This is a genomic window from Exiguobacterium sp. R-39 (assembly GCF_049942815.1).
Classification (GTDB): Bacteria; Bacillota; Bacilli; order Exiguobacteriales; family Exiguobacteriaceae; genus Exiguobacterium_A.
Genome location: NZ_CP187965.1, coordinates 906,437 through 921,971, shown reverse-complemented (window position 1 = coordinate 921,971; position 15,535 = coordinate 906,437). Strand labels below are relative to the sequence as shown.

Here is a 15,535-nt window from a genome sequence, read left to right as displayed (position 1 = left end):
GATCAGGATGAAGCCGCCTTCTTGCACTGAACGGTTCGTTGACGCTGATTGAGTTCGAAAATGAGCGTCTGTCCTTCCTGGCGGACTTGGTAATGCGTTACATCGTGGGCATACGTCAGTTCGCCTCCAAATTCTTTTTTTAATCGGATTTGATTTTGTACACGGACGAGCCGCCATTTGACCGGATCCTCTTCCGGATCAACGTCTACGCCGCGAACTTCATCACCATTTTTTTCACACGAAATACTCCGCCACATCAGTCGCTCAATCGTATGAAAAAATAATTCTTCTTCCATCGGTTGCTCGTGATGCACGGTACTGACGATTTGTGTCATCGCAATCAGACTAATCAACAGCAGCGGGCTCAGCCAAAGGACCAATGAAATTTCGAGGAGTGTCGTTCCGGATTGAGCTCGCCAAACAGACCTCTTCACTACACCACATCCCTTCTGTAATGTCGTAGCCTGTTCTTCTTTCTGCGATTTGATCAGACGCCATTTGATCGAGACGGCGTGTTTCGACCATCAATTGATTTTTTTGCTTTTGAAAAGACAACAGAGGATCGATTGCGAGCATCAGGAAACAAGCGATGGCAACCATCGATAAAACGACTTCCAGAAGCGTGAATCCCTGTTGCTGAATGTTTTTATTCCCCACGGTATTTACCTCGTTTTTTGAATCACCATTTGATAATTGCCGAGTAAAAATTTGATTTCAAACGCTTGTGTCGTCGATTGACACACCCAGGTCGACGCATACGTCGAATGATAACTTTTAAAGTAAATGATCCGTCCGTTCGAAGGAACGATACAGGCGTGACCCGGTTGAAATGTCCGTTGCCATAACAGGCGATCGTTCGCCATGATGAAATATCCTTTGCCGTCATTTTTCCAGCGGAGCTGCATCTGATTTTGGTCACCCGTTTTAGAATATTGAATCAATCGTAGGGTCTGAACATCCTGTTTGAGGATTCCAATGTCTTGTTCCAGCGTATACAGGGCCGGTCTTCGATCGATGACGGTTGGTAATAAAAATATCAAAAGACATCCGATCATCACCAGTACAACGGTCATTTCAATTAACGTAAATCCGTCATTTAACTTTCGTAAGTTCTCCAGTCTTCGCATCATACGTATAGGTCTCCTGATCGCAAGCAAGTTCGTTTGGTTTTTCCGCTGTCCCCCGATTGATGGTTTGCAGTGATTCCGGATACGTTTTTTCTTTCGCATAATAAAGATTTACCTCGGAGCGGATGACACGGATGTTTGCTTCGCAACTGACTCCTTTCGCCTGGTCTTTCCCGCTCGTCATGGTCGGAATCAAAACGAGTAAAAGTAAGGAAATGATCAGCAGGACGGCTGCCATTTCAAGTAAAGTGAATCCTCGTTGATTTTGAATAAAACGTTTCATTTGATTGACTCCTCATCTCTTTAAAATGGAAGTTGCTGAATAGCGAGTTGAATCGGATAGTAGAGGATTAAAAACAGTGTTCCTGTCATAACGGTTAATCCTCCGTACAATGCCGGTTCAATCAATAACAGTTTCTTTTCGACTTCTTCCTCAATTGATTCATGCAATAATGCCGCTTGCTCCAGTAATAAAGGACCTAAATCACCACTTTCCCGCGCAATATGAACCAATCCGACAGTTTCGACATCAATGATATTTTCATCCTGCATTGCCTCCGATAACGGTTGACCACTTTTTTGGCGGTGGTGCAGCACCTGATACATCTGTTTCTTTTTTCCGGTTTGCCCTTGTTCCAAAGCATGAAAAGCTTCTTCTAATGAAAATCCGGCATCGATAAAAGAACCGACCTCGATTGTAAACAAGTAGCTGTAATACAAACGCAGCATTTTTTGAATCATCTTCATACGAAGCAAACGCTTCATCGGAATATGCCGAATCAGGAGAACAAGTCCGATCACCGTCGTGACAGGAGCAAACGCCATGACATATTTTGCTGAAGAATGAAGGAGGGGACGAACGAATGGAGGTAAGGTAGCCGGATTCGCCATCTCCAATAAGGAAGGAAACACATAAAGAGCATAAAACATGAACAGTAGCAACAGACTGGCTGCCAAGACAATCGGATAACGGGCCATCTTCCAAAATTTCTTTTTCATCTGACTTTCAAGCTCCAGTAACCGAATGACTTGTCGTAAAATCATCAGCGGACGTTCCGTCTGATCTCCTACTGTAAGTAATTGTTGTAAAGCTGTCGGCAGTTTTAACGGTTCAAGGGAAAAGGAGAGTCGATTGCCTTGTTGCAGTCGGACTTGAATCTCATGAATCACCGGAATGAGCAACGGATCTTCAAAACGGACCAATATATCCAGTGCCTCTTTTGTCGAGATTCCTTTAGATAAGAGACGATGAAATCGATTTAAGAACCGACATTTACTAGCGCTTGTAAGTTTTCGACGGTACAGCGAACGTCTCCCTCCTCCCGGTACAAGTGGATGATTTTTTTACAGACGGACAATTCTTCATTTGTTACTCCTAACGTTCTTAATCGCAACAAGGCCTCTTCAATCGATCCTGCATGCAAGGTAAACAAAACGACATGACCGCTCAGTGCCGCATTGATCGTCAACCGTGCTGCCTCAGCTGTTCTCACTTCGCCGAAAGCAATCCAGTCTGGATCGGCCCGGAGAATTTCTTCAAAACACCGGGTTGCGTCAAAACCAGCCTTTGCATTTAACTCCAGTTGTAAAATCCCCGGTACGCTACATTCGATTGGATCCTCGACCGAGATGATCCTTTTCCCGTCCATTGAGGCCATTAACGAGTACAACATCGTTGTCTTTCCTGCGCCTGTCGTTCCAGAAATGATGATGCATCCATGTGTTTGCTGTTTTAACCAGATCAAATCCTGTTCGGGATCAAGCAAACTTGCCGCAACCTCATCCGAAACAACCGCACGGTAAAAACGCCAGGACATGGCATCACCATATCGACTCGGTAAGATGGAGACACGCATTCCGCTCTCTTCAAGAGGATAGAGGCCACTTTGAGGGATTCGTTCATTTTGCTCCTTTAAGTTGGCTTCATAACGAATGTGACTGACAATCGTCCGATACTGTTCAATTGATACCGAGGATTGTTCTTCCAACCCTCCATTCGCCCGACAAATGACTTGGGCCGACCGGTCACCCGGAATAAAGTGGACATCGGTCGCACCGACTGCTTCAAATTGATGAATCAATCGACTGATCTCTTTTCTCAATCCAACACCTCCTTATTCAAAAAATACAAAAAAAAAGAAGCCGAAACAAATCGGCTTCTTTAAGATACTTGAGCAATAATTCGGTTCTTACGTTTCGCAAGTGTTTCGAGTCCTGGTTTATCATACCCGATTACAAGTTGTTTCCCGTCAGTAATGATTGGGCGACGCAATAATTTAGGATTGTCACTCATCAAACGAAGTAGTTCGCTTAGTTTCATGTCATCAACATTGATCCCTAAATCTTTAAAAGCCTGACTGCGTGTTGCCAGTAAACTTTCGATTCCATCCGTTGAAAGTTTTAGTAATTCCATCAATTCATCTACGGTTGGAGCATTTCTGAACAGATGACGTTCCTCTACATCAACATGTTCCTCTTTTAACCATGATTTCGTTTTACGACAAGATGTACAGCTTGGATATGTGAAAAATATCAACTCATTCGCCATTATTGCTCCTCCTCTCAAAATCTACGCTTCTCATTACAGAAACTATACCATGCCTTTTTCGTTTTGTACACCTTTTGTACAACTATTGTACAAGTTTTTTTCAAACTTCATCTTTTGTTCACAGTTATTCCTTAACAAACACTAGAACATGATGGACGGATGATTGTTTGCTTGGTAAAATAAGTACGTATATTGACTATCTGTCGGATTTAGGGGGTTATATGAATGGGGAGAATGTACCGCGTACTCGGATTTTGGACTGGAATTATTGCAGTCATGGCATTTATCGGCGCTCTAGGTGGAGATGCTAGCTCAAGTGAACATACGGATTCATTTTTAGTTATGGGCTTCGTCTTCTTGGCACAAACAGTATTCTTTGCAGCATTAGGCTATCTTCGCCTAACTGAAAAAACGTATGTCTACATTTTTGCAGCGTACTTAACAGTATTCTTTATCGTCTTCACGTATTGGTCCAATTTCCAAATGTGAACAAAAAAGCCCCTCGCCTTCGAATGAAGACGAGGGGCTTTTTTTATATTTCCTTAAAAAAATGGATTGTGTTTGATTTCCTGCCGTAACGTCGTTTCCGGTCCGTGCCCCGGATAAAACATCGTATCGTGTGGAATCTCTGCAATGACACGATCGACGGACCGCGTCAGTACTTCTTGATCGCCGCCTTCGAGATCGGTTCGACCGACACTGCGCTTGAAAATCAAATCACCTGCAAAGGCGACCTGCTCTTTTTTAAAATAAAACGTGACACTGCCCGGTGAATGCCCCGGTGTTTCCATGACATGAAACTGGAATGGTCCAATTTCCAACAGACCGCTTGCCAGTAACTGTTCGGCCGGTTTCACTTTTAAAGGCGGCATATTGAACTTGATGGACCCGTTGAGGTTCGGATTCGATAACCATTTCATTTCCTTTGGATGAATATAGGCAGGTGCAGACGTAAAACGTCGCAACATATCCACACCACCAATATGATCAAAATGAGCATGCGTCAAAAGGATTGCTTCGACCTTTGCTCCGCGCTTTTCAATTTCGTCAAAAAAACGTATATCTTCGGTTCCCGGATCAATGACGAGACATTTCCCGTCTTTAAAAAGAAGATAGCCGTTTTCCGAAGCCATACCTGAAGTAATACTTACGATTTCCATCTCATCAAACTCCTTTGTTGATATTCTTCTCTACTATACACGAAATTGTCGAAAGTTCGTCGCCCGCCCTCTCGACTTTATTCGCTCAGTCGGCTAAACTAAAAAGTGAGATTTAAGTGAAATCTTCGTGAACTTCATAACGTGATTTTTTAAGGGGGAGTACGTCATGCATTTGGATCAACCAATCGGTTGGCTTTTCTTTATCGTTGCACTCGTCGGTGTTTGGGCCGTCTTGCGTTCACTCAAGAAACGTCAAATGTTTCCACTCGTATTTGCTGGACTGACTGTAATCTTATTCGGTTGGTTTGGTATTGCGACATTGATTTTCGGCGGAATTCCGTCATAATCATGTTTTACAAAAAAAAGGTCAGCTTTCCACAACGGAAAGCTGATCTTTTTTTGTCTACTCTCTCAAAAAAGACGGGAACGATTTAACATCGCTCCCGTCTTTTTGATTATTTAGACGTTTGTAAGAAACGCAACAAATCGCCATAAATGACTTTATCCGATAAACCTAGTTCTTTCTCAGATTGTTTGACAGACTCTTTACAGATTGCGCTGTCTTTCTCATCCGTGACTTCTTCACCGGTTTTACGGTCATAACATGTCTCTTGTGTGTAGACTGTCTTATCAGTTACGACAGAACCGTCTCGGAACAACGCATAATCTTTATGTTCTTTTGAGAACAGATCCGTTCCGAACAATACTTCATCCTTGAAATTGTAACCAAGCAGATTTAACAACGTCGGCTTGATGTCAATTTGACTTGCAACATCATCATGTTTGACGCCTTTGTCTTGCCCAGGCAAGTGGATGACAAATGGTACACGTTGCAATTGAGCAACATCATACGGTGTTAACTCATCTTTTTTCAACAATTCTGCCATCGCAGCATTGTGATTCGTCGAGATTCCGTAATGATCGCCGTACAGCATGAAAATCGTATCATCCCATGTGCCGTCTTTCTTTAATCCTTCGATGAACTTACCGAGCGCCATATCTTGGTATGCGAGTGCTTGAACATAATGATTTAATGTCGTCGAACTCGTTTCAAGTGGTGGCACGAGCTCATCTTCCGGTTTCGGCATTTCGAACGGATAATGGTTCGTCAACGTAATGAATTTCGAGTAGAACGGGCGCGGAAGATCTTTTAGCATCGGTAACGATTGCTCAAAAAACTTGTCGTCCAGTAGTCCCCATTCTGTTAAATCTTCTGGATTACCTAAATCGTAATCGGTTTCCGAGAAGAAACGATCGACTCCGAAACTGTTGTACACGATATCGCGGTTCCAGAATGATTTGTTGTTTGCATGGAATACAGCTGAATAATAGCCGTCTTCTTTTAACATTTCAGGTGTGGCACGGAATTCATTTTCGCCGTTTGTAAAGAATGCTGATCCGCGACCAAGTGGATAAATCGAGTTTTCCAAGATAAACTCGGCATCCGATGTTTTCCCTTGTCCTGTATTGTGATAGAAATTATCCCAATAGTGCGAGTCTTTGATCAGTTTATTAAGGTTCGGTGTGACTTCCTGCCCATTCGGTGCTTTTAAACCGACAGCAAACGATTGAGCCGACTCAAATGAAACGACGATGACGTTTTTCCCTTTGTACTTCCCAAACATTGCCGGATTTGGTGTAGCATACTTTGAATCTGCAAAGTTTTGAACTTCAGAAAGCTCAGAACTGTCGGCCATTGCCTTTTGCGCTGATGTTTTCGATTGAATCAACGCATCGTACATATGGAAGTTAAACGTTCCGATATTTTTGACGAGCAGTTCGCGGTCAAACGCACGTGTTAGTAATTCTGGGCGTTCTGTTTCCGCAAGTGCCAGGTTGCCTAGGAAAACGGCTGTCGCTGCAACGAAAGCGAGAATCGCACGTCCACGCGACGCGATATTTTTCGACATATCCATTTTCCGTAAGAAAAACGGAAGAATCAATAAGTCCCCGACAATCAGAAGATCCGCCCATGATAACAATGAACCGAGCGACGCTGAAACCGTCTCTGCATTCGATGTTTGGAACAGAACCGGTAATGTCAGGTAATCATTAAAGAAACGGAAGAAAATGATATCCGCATACAGGACGAATGTCGCCACGACAAGGGTCCCGTAGATGAACCATTTTTGAACGTTCCCACGGAAGAAGAAACTGAATCCAAACATAAACAGTGCCGAACTGATTGGGTTAATCAGTAAGATGAATGCCTGTGCCGAATTGGTGACCGGCACATTGAAAAAGAGCGTATACGCTAAATATGTTTTTAACCAAATCAGAAGTGTCGCAATCCAAAAGAGCTTGTGCTCCTTATACGTGCTGCGCACACCTTGACCCACCTTTAGCCGCATACGCGACCAGATGCTTGAGTCTTGCTGCATAAAAACCTGCCTCCTAATATACGTGTGTCCTTTTTAATCGAACTTTTACACGTCTTACATGTCATATTCTATTTATACCCGTATCACGTGAAAATTTTACGCTTACTTTTACAAAAATGCAACCGGAATCCGGTCGATACTTTACAATCACATACTTTTATTACGTATGTAAACAAAAAAAGATTCGATTTCTCGAATCTTCTTAAAAATAAATCATATGATTACTTTTTTAAAAACATTTGTTTGGCTAGCCAAGCGCAGCCAATGACCCCGGCATCGTTACCGAGTTCCGCGATTTTGAAGGTCGTTGATCCAAAGACACGAGGTAAAGCAAATCGTTCGAACGATTCCTTTAAAGGAGTCATCAACGCATCGCCGGCTTTTGAAACACCACCGCCGATGACAATGATCTCAGGATTAAAACTGTTTGCCAAATTCGAAATAGCAAGTCCAAGATGGAATGTCACTTCTTCGACAACTTCCGTCGCTACCGCATCCCCTTGCGAATAGGCTTCAAATACATCTTTTGCCGTAACCGCTTTAATATTATTCAAAGAAGTAATTTGTCCTTTTCGTTTTTCAAGACCCAGTCGGGCGACACCCGTTGCAGAAGCAATTGTTTCCAAACAACCTTTACGGCCGCAACCACACATGACGCCACCTTCCGGCAACATCGTGATATGACCGATTTCACCGGCCATACCGACTGTTCCGTGAACGATTTGTCCGTTGGTGATTAAACCACCACCAACACCTGTCCCCAGTGTGACGGCAAGCAGCTCTGTCGCTCCGCTCCCTGCCCCTTTCCACATCTCACCGATCGCCGCTGCATTCGCATCGTTCTCAATCACAGCGGGCAATCCTGTTAAACGTTCAAACTCTCCGACGAGTTCAAAATTGTTCCAACCGATATTGACCGCTTTTTCGACGACACCCGTATTAAAGTCGATGAATCCCGGCGCACCGATTCCAGCGCCGACAAAGTCTTCGACCCGCTTGTTGCTTTGCTGACATTTTTCAAAGAAAGAACGGGCGATGTCTCCCGGAATTTGTCCGCCATCATTTAAGATGACCGTTTCAATTTCCCATTTTTCTACGATGATTCCTTGTAAATCCAGAATCGCCATCTTGACCGTCGTTCCACCGATATCCACACCCAGTAACCACTTCATCGTCATAACTCCCTCATGATAAAAAATTCTTCCCTTTTATTTTAGCCGATTCATCTGCTTGTGCAAAGGGTTGCACAAGCTTTTCATGCTTTTCTCGATTGTTGTAGTTCGTATGCTAAAATCACTTTTGCGGAATCATATTGTTTTTTTTCCAGCACACCGGCCTGCTCAAGTTCGTCCAGTTCAAGCATCATCATCGCAATATCCGATTCCCGGTCACCGAGGTACACAATCGTTCCATATGATTTGAGCAATTGCTGAACATCATAAAGTGTTTTCATCGTTCATCGGCTCCTTTACAAATACATCGAGTAAATCGTATGTGGCTTTAAGGGATGTCTCGTGTGTCCGTTCGTAAGAATGACTCGATTCAATCCCGGGACCGAGTAATCCGTGCCGGACATCATGTCCGGCATGGACGGCCGCTGAAGCATCCGAACTGTAATAGGGATAGATATCCACTTTGTATGGAATCGTATGCTGTTGCGCTAAACGTGTGAACTGATGACGTAACGCAAGATCATACGGACCGGAACCGTCTTTTGCACAAATCGAAACCGTATACTCATCCGAATGTTGTCCTTCTCCAAGCGCTCCCATGTCGACTGCGATGTATTCCGCGACATCTTCTGAAAAACCGGCATTTCCTCCAAAGCCCACTTCTTCATAATTGGAGATGAGAATGTGGACAGGATGCGGTAACGTCAGCGTTTTCCATTTCTTGACGAGCTCCAACAATAAAGCAACAGACGCCTTGTCATCAAGGTGACGTGATTTTACGAATCCCGTTTCCGTATGAACGAACCGTGGATCAAACGTTACGACGTCACCTACTTCGATTCCGGCAACCCTTGTTTCTTCTGCCGTTGTCGAACGGATGTCGAGTCGGACCTCGATATTCGTCGCACTCCGTTCTTCCGTATTCGTCACACGTGACGTGTGGACACTTGAATGATGGAAGACAATCGTTCCGGAAACGGTTTGTCCATCCATTTTATGAACTAAACAGTTTTCTCCCTCAATAGCTGTCCACGCATAGCCGCCAAGCTGCGATAGACTGAGACGACCGGTTGGTAAGATTTCCTTCACCATCGCCCCTAACGTATCGACATGTGCTGTCAGTAACCGAATCCGCGACGACTGCCCCGGCAACATGGCAAGCAAAGCCCCTTTTTCTAATTTTTTATATGTAATCTCTTCTTCTTTGAACCGGTTTTCTACATATGTAAGTGCATGAACGGTGAATCCCGTCGGACTAGGAATCTCCACTAAGTCACGAATCGTCTGAACAACTGCCTGCATGTGTTTCACTCCTTTTTTCGAATGTTTTTCCCTTTATATGATACCAAAAGATGGAACAGGCGGGTACTCATTCACTGCTTCGATTGCCTTCCTGCTGAATAAAAAAAGTCGTAGATTCAATTTACATTGACTCTACGACTTTTCATACGTCTAATCTTCCCTTCGAACCAATTTTAAAAAGGAATTGATTCATCCTCCATTAGACGTATTTTTTCATCCAGATATCATCGCGGTATGTTCCATCTTCCAGTTTAACGGAGTCCGGATCTTCCGCGTATACTTCAAAGCCCAGTGATTCATACAGGTTCTGAGCGGCCTCATTGCCGGAAAGCACTGCCAGGATGACTTGTTCGACATCAGGAAGTTGCTTTGCCTCTTCAATCAACGCTTCCATTAGAGCACGTCCTGTTCCGCCACGATAATCCGGTGACACATACACACCAGAAATCATCGCTTTATGCGACTCGCGTGATAATTCGTACGGCTTGACCTGACCAAATCCAAATAACTTTTCACCGTCAAATATTCCGAGCCATACTTCATCCGAATCCGGATCGCCTTCCAGCCCTTCTTGAACATCTTTAATTGGTGTTTGTTGTTCATCATCAAACGAATGACCAAACGCATCTGGATGATTTTTTAATCCTTCCAGTCGAAGACTCCAATACTGTTCTGCATCTTCTTTCGTTAACTTCCGAAATGTATACATGACTGTCTTTCTCCCCTTTATGCGTTTTTACTATTAGACAATATGACATGAGAAACTCTTCTATCCTTTACATAACCTTTTTCTAGTAAAATAAAACCTAGTTTAATCCGGAATTTTCAGCACAAAAAAAATCACTCCTTTTCGATTTGTCGAAAAAGAATGATTTTTTCGCTTTAGGCGGTCGGCTCAATATTAACGGAGAACAGGTTCCATCGTTTGACGCAACACTTCTGCTGAGTGATGGAATTTTTTAAGTTCTTCTTCCGTTAAAGAAACTTCGATGATTTCCCGAACACCTTGCCGGTTGATGATTGCGGGTACACCGATATGGATACCGAAAATCCCATACTGTCCGTCGACATGTGCTCCGACCGTTAAGAGACAGTTCTCATTTCCGAGAATCGCCCGGACGATTCGAACAAGTCCAAGACCAATCGCATAATAGGTCGCCCCTTTTCGTTCGATGATGTGATACGCTGCATCCCGGACATTGATATAAATTTGATCAAGATCCGCTTGAGAGTAACGATCATTTTCCGCTAACAATTCATCAATCGTTTTACCATAGATCCGTGAGTTGCTCCAGGCTGCAAATTCCGTGTCCCCGTGCTCTCCAAGAATGTAGGCATGCGCATTACGGGAATCGATATGGAAGTATTCACCGAGCATTTGACGCAAACGGGCCGTATCAAGAACCGTACCTGATCCAAAGACACGGGATTTTGGAAGACCGGAATATTTCCATGCCAGATGAGCCATGATGTCAACCGGGTTAGATGCAACGACGATGATGCCATCAAAACCAGATTCCATGATTTGGCGTATCATTTCTTTCATGATCAACGCATTTTTAGCAACAAGATCGAGTCGGGTTTCGCCCGGTTTTTGTGGCGCCCCTGCCGTGATAACAATCACTTCCGCATCCTTACAGTCTGAGTAATCCCCTGCCCAGATGCGCATCGGGGAAGAACTGAAAGGTGTCCCGTGATTTAAATCCATCGCTTCGCCCTCTGCTTTGGCTTTATTCACATCGATGATCACCAATTCTTCACACAATCCCGCCGTCGACATCTGATAGGCAAAGCTTGAACCAACAGCCCCCGCACCAATTAACGCTACACGTGTCACTTTCGCATGTAATTCCATCCTTTATATCCACCCTTCTGAAGGTAATTTAAAAGTTTGTTAACTATCTCACAAATAGATTGTAACATCTTTCACAAAGTTTGGGTATTTATGAAACCGTTCACATCTTGTCTAATTTGTGTCAATAATATCCTAACATAAGGAAAAGCGACATCTTCCATTTCCACTTACCACATTCGATACACAATAAAACCAAACATTCCGGCTAACGTACTCGACAAAAAGTTGACTCCGTCATTCCCAAGCCATTTCCATCCCTTTACATAAAGAGTCGGTTGATTGTGGTGAAGACGTTTTTCTGTTTCTTTGAGGCAAACCACACATCGAAATTTCCGCTGGACCGTCCCGCCGAACAATGTATCAAACAAACTTCCTATGATGCCGCCTAACGTCACCAACAACCAGATGTCCGTCGATAAGTCGAACAGTAGATCGCCTGCTGTCGCTATGAACAAGGCGCCGACAATCGTTGCGGTCGTCCCAAGGATTGAAATTGCGCCGCTCGTTCCAGCCGGTACACGCCGTCCCGTTAAGAGAAAAGGATTTTTTTTTGACAAAGGACCAATTTCAGAAGCCCATGTGTCGGCATTTGACGCAGCCAGCACGATCAAAAATAAGACAAGAAACGATGTGTGTTCTGTCCAGAGAAATCCCATCGAAGCCAACGCTGCGATCCCTCCGTTCGCAAGAACCTGCCAGCCGTCACGCGGTCCGTCTTTTTCGACGATTTGATTCACCGACTGTTTTCTTCGTTTCCCAAGTTTCGACAACAGACTGGAACTGCCGAAAAAAAGCAATAACATCAGAAGCCCGGGGTAACCGAATCCGGACAGGACAAGCGCCCCGACGACAAGCGTCCAAATACTGCCGCTGATGGTCAGAAAACGCAGCCGGTATCCGATATAGCCGAGGAAAAAACAAAATAAAATACCGTAGATTACTGGCATACAACGACCTCAGACTCGGTTACAATCTGCTGAACCGGTTGATCGAAGGGTTCCACTTCGAACGCAGAAACCAGTTGACGCTCAAACGCAACCGCTAACGTATGGCCATGATAATCAGCTAATACCCGATCATAAAAACCGCCTCCCCACCCTACACGGTAGCCTTGACGTGTGAACGCCCGTCCCGGAACGATGCAAAGGTCCACTGCACTCAAAGACCTCTCTACCGCCTGGTCATCCGGTTCCCGAATGCCCATCTTTGTTTCTATCAATGGGCTGTTCGGTAAGTATTCAAAAAATCGCATCTCCTGGTGCATGACTTTCGGAATGACAACCTGTTTCCCCAGTTCCCAGGCCTTCAAAATAATCGGCTCTGTCGCACATTCGTTGCGAAAGGAAAGTGTGATGGCAATGGATTGAGCATTTTTCCACTCCGGTAAAGCAAACAAATGATCATAAATCTGCTGTTCTTTTTGTTCACGATGCTCTAACTGATTTAACTGATCTGTAATAAATCGCCGAATTTCCCGTTTTTCCATCTTGCGAATCCCCCTTATTCAACAAAAAAGCCATCACACAAGGTGACGGCTTCCATCTCAATTATTTTACTTCACGGTGAAGTGTGTGCTTACGGAGACGTGGGTTGTATTTCTTCAACTCAAGACGCTCTGGGTTGTTACGCTTGTTCTTCTTAGTGATATAAGTACGGTCACCAGTTTCAGTGCAAGCCAAAGTAATTTTAACGCGCATGGGATTCCCTCCTATCTAGCTCTCGATGTATCAAGTATTTTTGCTTTACATAAGGTTAAGCATACTCAAGTATCGTACCAAGAAAGGAAGTGAATTGCAACTGTTCATCCGTTCTTTTTTGGATTCATTACATGCTGGTATGGATTTTCAAGGTCCACCTGGAATGTACGCAGTTCTTTTGCGACATGATAATCATGTTCGATCCCGTTTCTTGCTTCTTCTCGCTCGAGATAAATGACGTCTGAATGACGTAATGCTTCTCCTTCGAGTCGCTTGATTGCTACGACAAGCCCACCTGTTCCTGACGGAGAACGTTCGCTTTCCAAGTCATACACGTTGCTGACAAGTGGTAAGCCGTTCATTTCAGCAAAGGATTGAGACGCTGAAGCCGTCTCCATATTAAAGTTATGAACAAGTCGGAACTCGACGATTTTATTCAATGCCTGTGCTTGACGCAAGACTGCCAGATTTAAGCCGGCCAATTGATTATACGTCTGAACGAGCGGTAGACCATTGACCTCGACCTGATAGACATGCACACCGTCTTGATGCTGATAACCGGCTGTCCCTGATGTAATGACATAAACATTTTCACCTGATGCGGCTAATCGTTTCGCATATTCCGCAACGGGACGGTTTGAATCATCGTATTGCGTCGTCACAAGTAAAATAGCTTCGCTGTTCCACGATACCTCACGTTGAACGGCCACATAATAATCATGCGGAGTCAGGAAGACATCCGGTTCAATGTCGGTATCAGCGAGGAACGGATATTCTGCATACCGCTCTTCTAGCCAATCAAGCGTCAGCTCCTGCGCATCGAGACGACGTTCCGTTTCTTCAAATCGTTTAATATGTTCACGGAACCGGTTCGCTGCATATTGTGCCGTTGTCTGTCCATCGAGAATAAACGGCCAGTCACTCGAGACGGCAAGCAGATATTCGCGAATCAACTGACGTTTGGCTTTCACCGTCAATTCATCCTGATGACGATTCCGGGCAACGACGCCTGCCAAACGTTTTTCAAGTTGGTGCAAGTGACGGATCATCCAATCGTTGCGTTCATTGATCCAGACATCCGCATAACCTTTGCGTCCCCACGTTCCCATCGCAATGTGAACCGTTTCGATATCCTGGAAGTGACGTTCCAAAAACATCGCCGGAGAAATCGACTCAATCCCGTAATCTTCGAATCGTTCCATCGTTTTTCCGAGGAAGTCCGGCCCTTCGAACCACCAATGTCCAAATAACTCAGCATCGAACGGTGCCGTCACGAGGAATGGTGGAAAATCTTGTGCGCTCTGCTCATCTAAATGGTTGGCAAGTGCTTCCGCAAAATCAGTCGCATGGACATCTGTCCTTTTCCAAGCCCAATCCCGGACATAATATTCTTTTTGATCCGACTCGCCCGTCACCCGGTGAAGTTTTAATCCTGTATCGTAACGAAGTCCTTCTGGATGCATGAATTCGGCGATTTGATCCCATTCGCGGTCATATGCAAGGTCGCGGTAAAACTCACGGTAATCCGGATGCCCAGGATAACCGATGACCGAACTCCAAATCCGGCCCGAGATGATTTGATCACGCGGGAACAATGCAACACCATGCGGCGAATAGACAGGTGCACCAATCCCGTGTTTCGGGGCAGGATCCGCATTCAGGATAGAATGTTCGTCAACGAACGTATACCGGATTCCTTCTTCGTACATGATTTTATCAAGACCTGGCGTATACGCACATTCCGGCATCCACAGACCCGTCGGACGATAGCCGTAATGGCGTTCGAAACAGTTTAATCCGGTTTGGATTTCAGACCGTGCTGCTTGTTCCGACAACATGTGCGGACTGAATCCGTGTGTCGCGGTACACGTCATCAACTCAAGATACCCTTGTTCTTTATAATGACGGAAGGCGCTGTTTAAGTTCCGGCCCCAATGCTCAAACGTTACTTTTAAGTCGTGGTACCGTTCTTTATAGAAAAGCAAGGCATCACGTTCCTCGTTCCCTAAATCGCGTTGTAACTCCTGTTCAATCAATCGTAACGTATCGTCCAGGTGCTCCACGTAACGATCTTGGATGAGTGAATCTGCTAACATCTCAATGACGGGTGGCGAGATACTGATCGTCCAACCAAGCGGACGCTCCAAGCGATCGATTTCCCACAATAATGGAATATACGTTTCGGAGATGGCTTCGTACATCCATCTTTCTTCTAGACGATGGGCTTCCCGATGTCGGATATATGGTAAATGGGCATGTAACACTAATGAAAAATAACCTTTGCGCATGTCTG

At 44.6% G+C, this 15,535-nt stretch carries 20 protein-coding genes; 2 read left to right on the top strand and 18 right to left on the bottom strand.

The window, feature by feature from the left end:
* Positions 1 to 2 precede the first annotated feature (2 nt).
* The 7 genes from ACP26N_RS04735 to ACP26N_RS04705 are packed head-to-tail and all read right to left on the bottom strand — an operon-like array spanning position 3 to position 3,675.
* Entirely contained in the window at positions 3 to 353 is a 351-nt protein-coding gene (locus ACP26N_RS04735) for a hypothetical protein (protein WP_426354894.1), read from the bottom strand.
* The gene (locus ACP26N_RS04730; RefSeq protein WP_131503146.1) at positions 346 to 657 is read right to left on the bottom strand and encodes a PulJ/GspJ family protein; all 312 of its coding nucleotides are present in this window, start codon (positions 655 to 657) and stop codon (positions 346 to 348) included. Before ACP26N_RS04730 ends, ACP26N_RS04735 begins: the two co-directional genes overlap by 8 nt.
* A 5-nt stretch (positions 658 to 662) precedes the next feature.
* Positions 663 to 1,130, bottom strand: coding sequence for a prepilin-type N-terminal cleavage/methylation domain-containing protein (locus ACP26N_RS04725; RefSeq protein WP_131503147.1), 468 nt, complete (start codon positions 1,128 to 1,130; stop codon positions 663 to 665).
* Complete coding sequence (locus ACP26N_RS04720) at positions 1,093 to 1,410, bottom strand: competence type IV pilus major pilin ComGC (protein WP_131503148.1); 318 nt, start codon at positions 1,408 to 1,410, stop codon at positions 1,093 to 1,095. Before ACP26N_RS04720 ends, ACP26N_RS04725 begins: the two co-directional genes overlap by 38 nt.
* A gap of 20 nt (positions 1,411 to 1,430) precedes the next feature.
* On the bottom strand, positions 1,431 to 2,357 hold the full coding sequence (locus tag ACP26N_RS04715) for a type II secretion system F family protein (protein ID WP_426355387.1): 927 nt from the start codon (positions 2,355 to 2,357) through the stop codon (positions 1,431 to 1,433).
* 29 nt (positions 2,358 to 2,386) lie between these two features.
* Positions 2,387 to 3,229, bottom strand: a complete 843-nt coding sequence (locus ACP26N_RS04710) for an ATPase, T2SS/T4P/T4SS family (protein WP_131503150.1) — start codon at positions 3,227 to 3,229, stop codon at positions 2,387 to 2,389.
* Positions 3,230 to 3,288: 59 nt separating this feature from the next.
* Complete coding sequence (locus tag ACP26N_RS04705; RefSeq protein WP_131503151.1) at positions 3,289 to 3,675, bottom strand: Spx/MgsR family RNA polymerase-binding regulatory protein; 387 nt, start codon at positions 3,673 to 3,675, stop codon at positions 3,289 to 3,291.
* A 225-nt stretch (positions 3,676 to 3,900) separates the two neighbouring features.
* On the opposite strand from ACP26N_RS04705, the gene ACP26N_RS04700 reads away from it, so the two are divergent.
* Positions 3,901 to 4,164 carry a DUF2626 family protein gene (locus tag ACP26N_RS04700; protein WP_012369782.1) on the top strand — a complete coding sequence of 88 codons (264 nt, stop codon included), beginning with the start codon at positions 3,901 to 3,903 and terminating at the stop codon, positions 4,162 to 4,164.
* Between the two features lie 53 nt (positions 4,165 to 4,217).
* Here the strand turns inward: ACP26N_RS04700 and ACP26N_RS04695 are convergent, their stop codons facing one another.
* Positions 4,218 to 4,835 carry an MBL fold metallo-hydrolase gene (locus ACP26N_RS04695; RefSeq protein ID WP_131503152.1) on the bottom strand — a complete coding sequence of 206 codons (618 nt, stop codon included), beginning with the start codon at positions 4,833 to 4,835 and terminating at the stop codon, positions 4,218 to 4,220.
* A gap of 166 nt (positions 4,836 to 5,001) precedes the next feature.
* Between ACP26N_RS04695 and ACP26N_RS04690 the strand changes: the two genes are divergently transcribed.
* Positions 5,002 to 5,181: a DUF2759 domain-containing protein gene (locus ACP26N_RS04690; protein ID WP_012369780.1), complete on the top strand. Its 180-nt coding sequence runs from the start codon at positions 5,002 to 5,004 to the stop codon at positions 5,179 to 5,181.
* A gap of 109 nt (positions 5,182 to 5,290) precedes the next feature.
* Here the strand turns inward: ACP26N_RS04690 and ACP26N_RS04685 are convergent, their stop codons facing one another.
* From ACP26N_RS04685 to ACP26N_RS04640, 10 genes are all read right to left on the bottom strand, one after another.
* Positions 5,291 to 7,216 carry an LTA synthase family protein gene (locus tag ACP26N_RS04685; RefSeq protein WP_131503153.1) on the bottom strand — a complete coding sequence of 642 codons (1,926 nt, stop codon included), beginning with the start codon at positions 7,214 to 7,216 and terminating at the stop codon, positions 5,291 to 5,293.
* Between the two features lie 221 nt (positions 7,217 to 7,437).
* On the bottom strand, positions 7,438 to 8,394 hold the full coding sequence (locus ACP26N_RS04680; protein ID WP_131503154.1) for an ROK family glucokinase: 957 nt from the start codon (positions 8,392 to 8,394) through the stop codon (positions 7,438 to 7,440).
* Positions 8,395 to 8,471: 77 nt separating this feature from the next.
* Positions 8,472 to 8,669, bottom strand: a complete 198-nt coding sequence (locus ACP26N_RS04675; protein WP_131503155.1) for a YqgQ family protein — start codon at positions 8,667 to 8,669, stop codon at positions 8,472 to 8,474.
* Positions 8,653 to 9,690 (bottom strand): M42 family metallopeptidase, encoded by a 1,038-nt coding sequence (locus ACP26N_RS04670; RefSeq protein ID WP_426354889.1) that lies wholly within the window; start codon positions 9,688 to 9,690, stop codon positions 8,653 to 8,655. Before ACP26N_RS04670 ends, ACP26N_RS04675 begins: the two co-directional genes overlap by 17 nt.
* Positions 9,691 to 9,889: 199 nt before the next feature.
* Complete coding sequence (locus ACP26N_RS04665) at positions 9,890 to 10,399, bottom strand: GNAT family N-acetyltransferase (protein ID WP_114596370.1); 510 nt, start codon at positions 10,397 to 10,399, stop codon at positions 9,890 to 9,892.
* Between the two features lie 192 nt (positions 10,400 to 10,591).
* Positions 10,592 to 11,545 carry an L-lactate dehydrogenase gene (locus ACP26N_RS04660; RefSeq protein ID WP_426354886.1) on the bottom strand — a complete coding sequence of 318 codons (954 nt, stop codon included), beginning with the start codon at positions 11,543 to 11,545 and terminating at the stop codon, positions 10,592 to 10,594.
* A gap of 167 nt (positions 11,546 to 11,712) precedes the next feature.
* A complete protein-coding gene (locus tag ACP26N_RS04655) occupies positions 11,713 to 12,492 on the bottom strand; it encodes a DUF92 domain-containing protein (protein ID WP_426354884.1) in 780 nt (259 codons plus the stop codon).
* Positions 12,483 to 13,031, bottom strand: coding sequence for a 5-formyltetrahydrofolate cyclo-ligase (locus ACP26N_RS04650; RefSeq protein WP_131973191.1), 549 nt, complete (start codon positions 13,029 to 13,031; stop codon positions 12,483 to 12,485). Before ACP26N_RS04650 ends, ACP26N_RS04655 begins: the two co-directional genes overlap by 10 nt.
* Positions 13,032 to 13,092: 61 nt before the next feature.
* Positions 13,093 to 13,242, bottom strand: coding sequence for a 50S ribosomal protein L33 (rpmG, locus tag ACP26N_RS04645; RefSeq protein WP_012369771.1), 150 nt, complete (start codon positions 13,240 to 13,242; stop codon positions 13,093 to 13,095).
* 104 nt (positions 13,243 to 13,346) lie between these two features.
* Positions 13,347 to 15,530 carry a glycoside hydrolase family 57 protein gene (locus ACP26N_RS04640; protein WP_426354882.1) on the bottom strand — a complete coding sequence of 728 codons (2,184 nt, stop codon included), beginning with the start codon at positions 15,528 to 15,530 and terminating at the stop codon, positions 13,347 to 13,349.
* Positions 15,531 to 15,535: the final 5 nt, after the last annotated feature.

Bases quoted from the DNA above. Each gene is read 5' to 3' on its own strand.
- ACP26N_RS04725 (WP_131503147.1), bottom strand. From the start codon at position 1,130: ATGATGCGAAGACTGGAGAACTTACGAAAGTTAAATGACGGATTTACG.
- ACP26N_RS04720 (WP_131503148.1), bottom strand. From the start codon at position 1,410: ATGAAACGTTTTATTCAAAATCAACGAGGATTCACTTTACTTGAAATG.
- ACP26N_RS04705 (WP_131503151.1), bottom strand. From the start codon at position 3,675: ATGGCGAATGAGTTGATATTTTTCACATATCCAAGCTGTACATCTTGT.
- ACP26N_RS04700 (WP_012369782.1), top strand. From the start codon at position 3,901: ATGGGGAGAATGTACCGCGTACTCGGATTTTGGACTGGAATTATTGCA.
- ACP26N_RS04695 (WP_131503152.1), bottom strand. From the start codon at position 4,835: ATGGAAATCGTAAGTATTACTTCAGGTATGGCTTCGGAAAACGGCTAT.
- ACP26N_RS04690 (WP_012369780.1), top strand. From the start codon at position 5,002: ATGCATTTGGATCAACCAATCGGTTGGCTTTTCTTTATCGTTGCACTC.
- ACP26N_RS04685 (WP_131503153.1), bottom strand. From the start codon at position 7,216: ATGCAGCAAGACTCAAGCATCTGGTCGCGTATGCGGCTAAAGGTGGGT.
- ACP26N_RS04680 (WP_131503154.1), bottom strand. From the start codon at position 8,394: ATGACGATGAAGTGGTTACTGGGTGTGGATATCGGTGGAACGACGGTC.
- ACP26N_RS04675 (WP_131503155.1), bottom strand. From the start codon at position 8,669: ATGAAAACACTTTATGATGTTCAGCAATTGCTCAAATCATATGGAACG.
- ACP26N_RS04670 (WP_426354889.1), bottom strand. From the start codon at position 9,690: ATGCAGGCAGTTGTTCAGACGATTCGTGACTTAGTGGAGATTCCTAGT.
- ACP26N_RS04665 (WP_114596370.1), bottom strand. From the start codon at position 10,399: ATGTATACATTTCGGAAGTTAACGAAAGAAGATGCAGAACAGTATTGG.
- ACP26N_RS04660 (WP_426354886.1), bottom strand. From the start codon at position 11,545: ATGGAATTACATGCGAAAGTGACACGTGTAGCGTTAATTGGTGCGGGG.
- ACP26N_RS04655 (WP_426354884.1), bottom strand. From the start codon at position 12,492: ATGCCAGTAATCTACGGTATTTTATTTTGTTTTTTCCTCGGCTATATC.
- ACP26N_RS04650 (WP_131973191.1), bottom strand. From the start codon at position 13,031: ATGGAAAAACGGGAAATTCGGCGATTTATTACAGATCAGTTAAATCAG.
- rpmG (WP_012369771.1), bottom strand. From the start codon at position 13,242: ATGCGCGTTAAAATTACTTTGGCTTGCACTGAAACTGGTGACCGTACT.
- ACP26N_RS04640 (WP_426354882.1), bottom strand. From the start codon at position 15,530: ATGCGCAAAGGTTATTTTTCATTAGTGTTACATGCCCATTTACCATAT.